Raw genomic sequence first — 9,299 nt, 5'->3', positions numbered from 1 at the left:
CGCTCAAGGACCTCCTTCATCAACCTCATCCCTCCCCATGCCGTCACCTTCTCGTCACTGTACTCAATCTCATATTGCGGGCTCACCATATCGGTGATGCTCACTACACTGTTATCTTCTGGCTATCGCAAATTTTGGGTTAATCGAGCGCCGATAGTGGCTTGGGTGTTCCATGCGATTTGTGAGCCTGCATCAAAACCACCTACGTCACCCAGTGCTTCAAGATAGAGGAAGCGTGTCAGGTTGACTCTCGCGCGGAGACCGACGATGGGATCGACCCATGAGGTGTCAGTGGAGGCAGCGGTCGGAAGCAAGGCAGTTGCCGCCGCATTTGCCCTCGGATTCTGGAATTTGGTGATTTGTGACGGAGTGGCGGCAACCTGAACCCCCATGTAGTAATAGCGTGCCCCAGCGTAGAGATCTGCGAAGTATTTGCGGTCATCAATCACCCGGTACGCGGCGACCAAGGAGTCGATGCTCTGGTTCAATGTTGCTGTGGCCGATTGATAGAGGGGGCCACTAGGATTACCCGGGGCAGAAAACTTGGCATAAAATCCATCGCCGATAACGCCCCAACGCCCATGCCTCACCTCGGCTTTCAAAAATGTGGCCCAATTCAGTTTGCTCAGGACTTGAATCGGGCTCTGATTGACATTTACCGGAGGCAATCCCTTGGCTCCGATCTGGCCATAGACACCGGGAAGCCATCCATAGGGCTGGAGAATGAACGCCCATCCATCTGGATTCTTCCCTTGGATCGTCTCATAGGGATGCGCAGGATGCAGAACGGTATCATTGATATAATCCCGGAAACTGAAGGAATCGGAATTGGTGGGGCTAGCTAAGATCTGACTGGCTGATTCCGTCGACTGCCCTGCAGTGAGGGTAGAGCTGCAAGCGATCAGAAGCAGTGCCACGACATGAATGAGTAAACTGAAGGCCCTGTGAGATTGAGTGAATGTCAAGGTCATGATTGAGGGTGAAAACAGGAGGAAGTCATCCGACTTAGACGAATTGAATTCGAGGAACAAGAACGAGTAAAAGACCTTTTCTTTTGGGCATGCTTTATACACGTTTAAATTTTTCGAAATTCCATGAAAAAGCTCTCCCCAACCCTACTGGTGCTGCTCACTGCTATCATGCTTGCCTTCACTAGTTCCAAAGCGGCGCCAGCAGAAAAGAAACAACCAAATATCCTCATCATCTGGGGGGATGACATTGGATACTATAATCCCAGTTGCTATAACCGTGGTATGATGGGCTATCAGACGCCCAATATTGACCGGATCGCTAAGGAAGGAGCCCTCTGCACGGATTGGTACGGTCAGCAGAGTTGCACCGCTGGTCGCGCTGCCTTCATCACAGGTCAGTCGCCCTACCGCACCGGTCTGCTGAAGGTCGGTCTCCCCGGTGCCAAGGAAGGACTCTCGAAGAAGGATCCCACGATCGCCGAGCTGCTCAAACCCCAGGGCTATGTCACGGGTCAGTTCGGAAAGAATCACCTCGGAGACCTAGATGAACATCTTCCGAGCAACCATGGATTCGACGAGTTTCTGGGAAGCCTCTACCATCTCAATGCCCAGCAGGAGCCCGAGCATCCCGACTACCCGAAGGATCCCGCTTTCCTGAAAAAGTTCGGTCCCCGAGGTGTGATTCATTCCCGTGCCGGAGGGTCTATCGAGGACACCGGTCCGCTGACCACCAAGCGCATGGAAACCATCGACGACGAGGTCACCAAGGGCGCTCTCGGCTTCATGGACAACGCAGTGAAGGATAAGAAGCCCTTCTTCCTCTGGTGGAACTCCACCCGGATGCACATCTGGACCCACCTTAAGCCTTCGTCTCAGGGCGTCACTGGTCTGGGGGTGTTTGCCGACGGGATGGTCGAGCATGACGCGCAGGTGGGCGAATTGCTGAAAAAGCTCGAGGAACTCGGCATCGCTGACAACACCATCGTCATCTACTCCTCGGACAACGGGGCGGAGTGCTTCTCCTGGCCCGATGGCGGTACGACCCCGTTTCGGAACGAGAAAAACTCCAATTGGGAGGGTGGTTTCCGCGTCCCCTGCGTCATCCGCTGGCCCGGGGTCATCAAGCCCGGGACGGTCATCAATGACATCGGCTCGCATGAGGACATGCTACCGACCCTCCTTGCGGCAGTCGGAAACCCCAATGTCGCCGACGAACTTCTCAAGGGTAAGAAAGTCGGAGATGAGACCTACAAGGTTCATCTCGACGGGTACAATCTGATGCCTGCGCTGAAGGGGGATGCCGTGTGGCCGCGAAAGGACTTCTTCTACTTCAGCGATGATGGGCAGCTCATGAATTTTCGATACGGTCCCTGGAAGCTGGTCTTTGCCGAGCAACGCTCTCACGGGCTAGAGGTCTGGCAGGATCCACTAGTTCCCCTCCGCTTCCCGAAACTCTTCAATCTCAGAATGGACCCCTTCGAGCGTGCCGACCACGAGGCGAGCGATTATGACCGCTGGCGCGTGGATCACGCCTTCGTCCTGATTCCCGCACAGGCCATGATCGGAAAATTCCTGCAGACCTTCAGGGAATTCCCTCCCAGGCAGAAGCCCGGCAGTTTCAACCTGGATAAGGTTCTCGAATCGCTAGGCGAGGCTCCCAAGGAAAACTGACACTTGTCCGGGAGCTTGCGATTGCTGAGCCACACCCTGCCCTGGGCACTCCTGCTAGTGGCTCTCGCGCAGGTGCCCTTGTGGGGAAGGGAGACCAACTCCTTTGCCCCGACGATCAAAAACAAATCCAAGACCCCTGAGCCGGCTCCCCGAGGAATGGTATGGATTCCAGGGGGGGAATTCTCGATGGGAAGCACGGGCAAGGCATCCGGTCAATCCTGCTGCGGGGTCTCCACGGAGGTGACGGTTGCAGATGCCCAACCGGTGCACCGCGTCTCTGTCGACGGATTCTGGATGGATGCCACGGATGTCACCAACGACGACTTTGAGAAATTCGTGAAGGCCACGGGTTATGTGACCGTTGCCGAACGGGTCCCGACAAAGGAGGAGTTTCCGACCGCACCGTCCGAGAACCTTGTCGCAGGATCAGTTGTGTTCAAGCCAACCAAGGAACCCGTTCCCTTGGATGATCACTTGAGGTGGTGGAGTTATGTGAAGGGAGCCAACTGGAGGCATCCCGGCGGTCCCAGCACCAGCATCAAGGGCCACGGAAACGATCCTGTTGTCCAAATCGCGTACTCGGATGCCGAGGCCTATGCCAAGTGGGCGGGAAAGCGACTTCCGACCGAGGCCGAGTGGGAATTCGCGCAACGCGGAGGGGCGTCCGGCAAGTTGTATGTTTGGGGGGACGAGTTCAAGCCAGGTGGAAAATTCATGGCCAACATTTATCAGGGAGTCTTTCCCGTCAAAGACACGGGCGAGGATGGCTTTGCTGGCATCTCGCCAGTGAAATCGTTCCCGCCGAACGGATATGGTCTCTACGACATGGCGGGTAATGTCTGGCAGTGGTGCAGCGACTGGTACCGTCCAGACACCTATGCCATGGACGCAAAGAATGCCGTGACCAGCAATCCGAAGGGTCCCGACTCCTCCTATGATCCTGCCGAACCCGGGGTCCCCAAGCGAGTCCAGCGCGGAGGATCTTTTCTCTGCACAGATCAGTACTGCACCCGCTATATGACCGGTACCCGGGGCAAGGGGGAAACGGATACCGGCACCAACCACACGGGCTTTCGCTGCGTGATGTCACGCCGATGAATCGTTCGGCTCAGCGTGATGAAATAAGGGGTTGTTGAAACTGTCGACTCAACTCAGATTCCCTAATCACTGACACCGCTTCTATTAAGAAAGTTTCCTTATGAGAGCTAAAAAATACTTTTTGATTTTTGCATTTGTGGTCGTTTCAACGATCGCCCTTCTCTACGGAATTTCTCCCCAATGGTTTGCTCAAAAATTCTTGGATATCAATGAATTGAGCATCAGTAGCGCGCACATACTCAGGGCGCTCATGTGCCTCTACCTTGCGTTAGGTGTTTTTTGGCTCTATTCGGCTTTCAGCGATCGGTATCGAAATACAGCGGTTCTCACCACAGTGATCTTTTCTGGGGGCCTTGTGATTGGACGGATCGGCAGTTTATTGATGGATGGCTGGCCCAAGCCGCTTCTTGTTCTTTATCTTTTCCTGGAGCTTGGACTGATTCCGGTGGCTTTGTGGATCTTCAAGCTTCCAGAGGAATGAGAACTTTCGAAACGCGGCGGCGTGCGGTTCTTTTAAAATTGGATTACGTCGCTGCATACGCCTCAGGCGTGACTTTCTTAAAATCTTCATGACGCATTCCATGGAACATTCGACAAGAACCAACGAAAAAAAACGGCTAAGCAGAACCCTTCTGCTTATGGGATTCGTCGCCCTCACGGGCTGCGCCACCGAGGCCACGATCAAGGAACGGGTTCCCTCCTTCAAGCCTCTCACCGCGACTGCGGCACCGGGTAAACCATCGCCGACCAGCAAGACGGAGGAGATGATCCGCCACGCCCTGAGCCATGTCCGGGTGAATCCCCTCGCGGCCCTCGGTGAGAACATGCAGGCTACGCAGGGGGCGCTTGCCGCGCTCAAGGCAAACCCTAACGACGCGGTTGCTCTGCACGATTACAACTTTGCGGTGTCGCGCATGGTCGGAATCATCAGCCAGTCGAAACTCGACCCTTGGACCAAACCGCTGGCGGTACCGACGGCCAACGGCACCCTCCTGCTCACGCACAAGCGCGATCCCCGCCCTATGTGGAATCCGGCACTCTACAAGTTCACTCCGGCCGATCAATTCACCATCGGCGGGGACTACGTGAAGGAGCACGTGACCCGGCCCGGCATAGGTGCGCCTATCGTCGCGGTGGGCAGGGAACCCAACAAGGAGTGGCGGACGAATTATCTCACCAAGAGGATCTATTACGGCGTGACGGCGGTGGCGCGCTTTCAGGGGAACCGTTGCGTGCTTGCCTTTGAGGATCCTCTGGAGAAGGAGACCGTTTCCGTGGATGGCCGCACCATGGATCTGGCCGCCGACTTCACTGTCCCCCTGGCCGTGATGTTGGCCAGCGCAGGGCCCCAGATTCCGAAGCTGGAGCGCATGCTCTTCCCCGAGAAGTATGCGGAGACGGCACAACTCGCCCGCCTCGATGCCTACAATCCGAACAAGGCGGTGGTGCTTGTCATCCATGGGCTGATGGACTCGCCCTCCACCTGGGCCCCGATGATCATCAAGCTCCGCAGCGATCCCGAGATCCGCCGCAATTACCAGTTCTGGTTCTACAGCTATCCCTCGGGCTATCCCTATCCCCACTCGGCTGCCATTCTCAGGGAGAAGCTGGATGATGCGGAGAGCCGGTATCCCACCCACCGGCCGATGGTCGTGATCGGCCACAGCATGGGAGGATGCATCAGTCGCCTCCTGATGACCGACACGGGCGACAACCTCTGGAAGTTGCTGTTCAACAAGACGCCCGCCGAAACCAAGTTCCCCGCATCCTCAAAGAAGATCTACACGGACGCCATGATCTTCAAACATCGCCCCGAGATCGGCAGGGTGATCTTCATCTCGGCACCGCTGAAGGGAAGCGAGATCGCGACCATTTCCATCGGAAGGATCGGATCGATGCTGATCAGAACGCCCAGGAAGCTCCTGCTTGCCGGAAACGATGCCCTCAAGATCACCACGTTTCAGGCCAATGACCTCAAACTCAAGCGTGCTCCGAACAGCATCGACACGCTTTCGCCGCAGAACCGCTTTGTCCAGATGATCAACAAGATCCCGATCGTGCCGGGCATTCCGCATCACACGATCCAGGGAGACCGGGGCAAGGGAGACACTCCCAACTCATCCGACGGAGTCGTCCCCTACTGGAGCTCCCACATGGAGGGAGCGCAGTCGGAGTACATTGTCCCGAGTGACCACGGGGCCCATCAGAATCCGGAAGCCTTTGCAGAAGTGAAACGAATCCTCAAGCTGAACGCTGCCGAGGAAGGACACTGATCAGAAGGCAGATCGCTGAATAAGAAACTCCTCTGCTTAACGAGTTTCAGCGGGAACTAAATCCGGACTCCTGAGGGGTTTCTGATTGGGCGAGGGGAGAACCTCGTCGAGTTGGAAGATATCCTCCTCTTCAATCTCATCGGTTTCTAAGGGAGCAAAGCGTTCGGCCTTGAATCCCCGTTCGATTCCCACCTTGTTGGTGGGATTCCGCAGTTCGGTAAGATAGACGGCGATCTCTCCATGGTTCGCGTTGAAGTCGCAACCCGGAACCAGATCGCGGATATGATAGGTGTTCCCCTTCTTCGGCAACTGGTTGTAGAGGAGTTGAATCCCCAGAGGGAAGGCATCGTCGATACATACTACGGCTTGGCCTGGAAGGAACATCCCGTGATCGTTGCTCAAGAACTCCGGCGGGTCAATTAGAGCTCCTTATTCATTCATCATTGATCTCATGCCAATCACCATCAGAAATGACACTCTACAGCTGGTTCTTTTGGCGTGTAGCAGTGTCGTCATCGCTCTGGTTACCTGAAGGTAGCCATTACTCTTCCTCCGTGCCACCCACCAAAACTCCTTCGCCGCTATAGTACCATTTCTTCCTGTGATTGGTATCACTCGAAAAGCTCCTGTTGTAGTCTCTCGGTTGGCTTGTTGTTCTCTTCCTCAAACCGCACGCCTGTTCCCAGCAATCGGACGGGGAGATCTTTTCTCCCAAAGGCCTCAGCAACTAGGTTCTGGTAGATCTCGAGCGAGGGCTCGTTGCAGAGGCACTCCCTAGTAGTCCGGGTGAAGTCGGCGAACTTCACTTTCACGAAGGCCTTGCGGATCTTTCTCTCTGGGACCTTTTGATTCAACTCCTCGAGTAGTTCCGCGGAGAGTTCCGTAATGGCAGCTTGGCACTGCTCCAGGGAAACAAGGTTGTCGCGGAAGGTGGTTTCATTGCTCAGGGATTTGCTGATGCGATGGGGCTGAACCCCCCTGTCATCCTCTCCCCGGCAGAGGTGATAAAGCTCCTCTCCCCACTTCCCGAACTGCAGAACCATTTCCGGAAGATTTATTTTCTGGAGATCAGCACAGGTCAGAATGCCGCGCTCCGCGAATCGCTCGGCGCTCTTGGGGCCGATGCCCCAGATCTTGCGCACAGGGAGTGCTGCCATAAATTCCTGAACCTGCTCCGGCAGTATGGCGAACTGGCAGTTGGGCTTGCGCCAGTCGCTGGCGATCTTAGCCAGCATCTTGTTCGGGGCGATGCCCGCCGAGGCTGTCAGGCGGGTCTCCTCAAGGATCCGGGCGCGGATTTCCTTGGCAATGTCCCAGGCATAGCGTCCCTGCTCCGATAAGGCGGTCACATCCAGATAGGCCTCGTCCAGAGAGAGGGGCTCCACCAGCGGGGTGTAGTCGCGGAAGATCTTCCGGATCTGCTGGGAGGCGGCGCGGTAGAGCTCGAACCGGAGGGGCAGAAAGACCAGCTGAGGGCAGCGTTCTCGCGCCATGAATCCCGGCATGGCCGAGCGGATCCCGAACTTGCGAGCCTCGTAGTTGCAGGTCGTGACAACCCCTCGGTGGCTACCTCCACCGACAGCAATAGGTTGACCGGCTAACTGCGGCCGTTCACGCATCTCCACGGCCGCATAGAAGCAATCCATGTCGATGTGGATGATTTTTCGCATGATGATTGGATTGCCCCGTATTGGGTGTGAGCACTGAGGATAACACCGGTCCCTTCTTCTAGTACAAGAAGGGCGGTTTCTTTTTTTTTGTAGTAAAAACAAAGTCAAGAATAGAAATGTTACGAAAATGTAATAAAATGCTTTCCTTGCCGAGTTCTTGATTTCAAAATCCGAATCATGGAAACAAACCAGTATCCATTCCGTTCCGAAAAGTTGGCAACGCCACAACTGGTAACAGGTTACGAGCCCATACCGGAAAACTTCCCGACCAGGATGGCCTTGGTCAAGGTTATCTGTATCGGCGTCGGGATCACGGTTGCCCAGTATGCATTCCTGGTGCTGCTCATAGCCAAACCCTGGCACTAAGAGACTGTCTGATGTGCCCGGGCTGGCCTCCCGAATCGTCCTGAGGCAGGATGGTCGGGCATGATTATCCAGATTTACGAGATTCAGGAGCCGAAGGAAGCGGCGCTGATGGCTGAGTGCGGAGTGGACCACATTGGAGGGGTGATTCTTTCCCCCGATGAGTGGTTGATCCCTGCACTTAAGGACTCGGTGAGCGTGATCCGCGAGTCTGGCCGCAAGAGCAGTATCATTCCCCTCTTTGCCGATCCGGAGGCCGTCCATCGAGTGATCGACTGGTATCAGCCCGCTATCGTTCATTTCTGCGATAGCCTGAACCATGAAGCGGCTGTGGATGAGGATGCTGTCTCCGCGGCTATCCTGTTGCAGCAGGGGGTGAAGGAGCGCTTTCCCCATGTGGAGATCATGAGAACGATTCCGATCGCCCCGACCGGATTGGGATCGCATGTGCCGACACTGGAGCTTGGACGCCTGCTGGAAGGATCCAGCGACTGGTTTCTGACTGATACGCTACTAGTGGGTGGCGAGGCCCAACCGGTGACTGGTCATGTGGGTATCACCGGCAAGCTCTGCGACTGGGAGGTGGCCCGGGATCTGGTGAATCAAAGTCATATACCGGTGATTCTCGCCGGGGGCCTCTCTCCAGAGAATGTTGCCGAAGGGCTGAGGTTCACACAACCTGCCGGTGCCGACACCTGCACGGCCACTAACCTGCTCGACGACTCTGGGAAGCCGATCCGATTCCGTAAGGATCCGGAGAAGGTGAGGAGGTTTGTCGAATCCTGCCGGGCGCTCTAAAGTATCATCTGTTAAATCTGACGTTTCTGGTGAAATCACCATGGCTGTCGGAAAACGAAGGGACTCGCGCAGAGGCGCTGAGCAGAGTTTTTTAGTCTGCCTGCAACGGATGCACAGAAACACAGACTCCTAAGAACAAGCAATCAGGCAGAAAGGATTTAACCCGAACTCCGAAGATGAAAGAGATGAGTTGGCGTAAGATGGTGACCGATAGGAGTTGCGGAGATATCGAGGGCGTATCGATTGATACAGGCGAGAATCGACAAGACTTCTTTGCGGTCAGTAGATTGTGTCAAATCGCTCTGCTCAACTTCTGAGTTCGGGTTTAAGATATGAGTGCCGCCTTGAATCATTATTGAGCATAGCGTCAGTGCTCGCTCGTCCGCGTGTATTTGTCTTTACCCTCTGCGTCTCTGCGCCTATGCGCGATAATTCTCACTTTCTGCAAAGCGGCA

The 9,299-nt window shown here is 55.4% G+C and carries 9 protein-coding genes; 6 read left to right on the top strand and 3 right to left on the bottom strand.

The features are described from left to right. Positions 1 to 122 precede the first annotated feature (122 nt). Positions 123 to 971, bottom strand: coding sequence for a hypothetical protein (locus tag K8R57_08395; GenBank protein MCE9588318.1), 849 nt, complete (start codon positions 969 to 971; stop codon positions 123 to 125). Positions 972 to 1,094: 123 nt separating this feature from the next. Here K8R57_08395 and K8R57_08390 point away from each other — a divergent pair, with 123 nt between their 5' ends. From K8R57_08390 to K8R57_08375, 4 genes are all read left to right on the top strand, one after another. Then, entirely contained in the window at positions 1,095 to 2,642 is a 1,548-nt protein-coding gene (locus K8R57_08390) for an arylsulfatase (protein MCE9588317.1), read from the top strand. Positions 2,643 to 2,798: 156 nt separating this feature from the next. Then, positions 2,799 to 3,740 carry a formylglycine-generating enzyme family protein gene (locus K8R57_08385; GenBank protein ID MCE9588316.1) on the top strand — a complete coding sequence of 314 codons (942 nt, stop codon included), beginning with the start codon at positions 2,799 to 2,801 and terminating at the stop codon, positions 3,738 to 3,740. 100 nt (positions 3,741 to 3,840) lie between these two features. Beyond that, positions 3,841 to 4,221: a DUF4345 domain-containing protein gene (locus K8R57_08380; GenBank protein MCE9588315.1), complete on the top strand. Its 381-nt coding sequence runs from the start codon at positions 3,841 to 3,843 to the stop codon at positions 4,219 to 4,221. A gap of 157 nt (positions 4,222 to 4,378) precedes the next feature. Continuing rightward, positions 4,379 to 6,013: an alpha/beta fold hydrolase gene (locus tag K8R57_08375; GenBank protein MCE9588314.1), complete on the top strand. Its 1,635-nt coding sequence runs from the start codon at positions 4,379 to 4,381 to the stop codon at positions 6,011 to 6,013. 36 nt (positions 6,014 to 6,049) lie between these two features. On the opposite strand, the gene K8R57_08370 is transcribed toward K8R57_08375, so the two are convergent. Together K8R57_08370 and dinB are read right to left on the bottom strand one after the other, a co-directional pair. Continuing rightward, positions 6,050 to 6,415: a hypothetical protein gene (locus K8R57_08370; protein ID MCE9588313.1), complete on the bottom strand. Its 366-nt coding sequence runs from the start codon at positions 6,413 to 6,415 to the stop codon at positions 6,050 to 6,052. Between the two features lie 209 nt (positions 6,416 to 6,624). Continuing rightward, entirely contained in the window at positions 6,625 to 7,683 is a 1,059-nt protein-coding gene (gene dinB, locus K8R57_08365) for a DNA polymerase IV (GenBank protein ID MCE9588312.1), read from the bottom strand. Between the two features lie 177 nt (positions 7,684 to 7,860). Between dinB and K8R57_08360 the strand changes: the two genes are divergently transcribed. Together K8R57_08360 and K8R57_08355 are read left to right on the top strand one after the other, a co-directional pair. Beyond that, positions 7,861 to 8,049: a hypothetical protein gene (locus K8R57_08360; protein ID MCE9588311.1), complete on the top strand. Its 189-nt coding sequence runs from the start codon at positions 7,861 to 7,863 to the stop codon at positions 8,047 to 8,049. Positions 8,050 to 8,109: 60 nt separating this feature from the next. Continuing rightward, positions 8,110 to 8,844: a hypothetical protein gene (locus tag K8R57_08355; protein ID MCE9588310.1), complete on the top strand. Its 735-nt coding sequence runs from the start codon at positions 8,110 to 8,112 to the stop codon at positions 8,842 to 8,844. Positions 8,845 to 9,299 lie beyond the last annotated feature (455 nt).

This window comes from Verrucomicrobiota bacterium, assembly GCA_021413925.1.
Classification (GTDB): Bacteria; Verrucomicrobiota; Verrucomicrobiia; order Chthoniobacterales; family UBA6821; genus UBA6821.
This window is presented reverse-complemented; position numbering and strand designations above follow the sequence as displayed.

Excerpts from the sequence above, each read along its gene's own strand:
- K8R57_08395 (MCE9588318.1), bottom strand. The coding sequence starts at position 971 with ATGACCTTGACATTCACTCAATCTCACAGGGCCTTCAGTTTACTCATT.
- K8R57_08390 (MCE9588317.1), top strand. The coding sequence starts at position 1,095 with ATGAAAAAGCTCTCCCCAACCCTACTGGTGCTGCTCACTGCTATCATG.
- K8R57_08385 (MCE9588316.1), top strand. The coding sequence starts at position 2,799 with ATGGTATGGATTCCAGGGGGGGAATTCTCGATGGGAAGCACGGGCAAG.
- K8R57_08380 (MCE9588315.1), top strand. The coding sequence starts at position 3,841 with ATGAGAGCTAAAAAATACTTTTTGATTTTTGCATTTGTGGTCGTTTCA.
- K8R57_08375 (MCE9588314.1), top strand. The coding sequence starts at position 4,379 with ATGGGATTCGTCGCCCTCACGGGCTGCGCCACCGAGGCCACGATCAAG.
- dinB (MCE9588312.1), bottom strand. The coding sequence starts at position 7,683 with ATGCGAAAAATCATCCACATCGACATGGATTGCTTCTATGCGGCCGTG.
- K8R57_08360 (MCE9588311.1), top strand. The coding sequence starts at position 7,861 with ATGGAAACAAACCAGTATCCATTCCGTTCCGAAAAGTTGGCAACGCCA.
- K8R57_08355 (MCE9588310.1), top strand. The coding sequence starts at position 8,110 with ATGATTATCCAGATTTACGAGATTCAGGAGCCGAAGGAAGCGGCGCTG.